Genomic DNA, 244 nt, shown 5'->3' with positions numbered 1-244 from the left:
ATACTGCAGTAATAAAAATATTCGCGTATGGTGTGCCTTTCTGTTTCCCTAAGAGAATTGCGGATACATCTTGCTTAGGGTATCCAGTTAATCGCACTAAGGCTTGTTGAGTCCAGCCCTTATCTGACAGATACTGCTTAATTTTCAAGCGGTATGTATCCATGTTTTGCGTTGTGTCAATCATTGTTTAGCGTTCCTTTCTTTTTGTGTGTAAGGTGTTTTGTAAGGATAAAGCATAATTTTC

The 244-nt window shown here is 38.1% G+C and carries 1 protein-coding gene; it reads right to left on the bottom strand.

Going from position 1 to position 244, the window contains the following annotated elements; all coding sequences use genetic code 11:
- The coding region (locus ETC07_RS16385; RefSeq protein WP_136249346.1) for a helix-turn-helix transcriptional regulator at positions 1-184 on the bottom strand (184 nt) is incomplete at its 3' end.
- Positions 185-244 lie beyond the last annotated feature (60 nt).

This window comes from Halomonas borealis (assembly GCF_004798905.1).
Lineage (GTDB): Bacteria > Pseudomonadota > Gammaproteobacteria > Pseudomonadales > Halomonadaceae > Halomonas > Halomonas borealis.
This window is presented reverse-complemented; position numbering and strand designations above follow the sequence as displayed.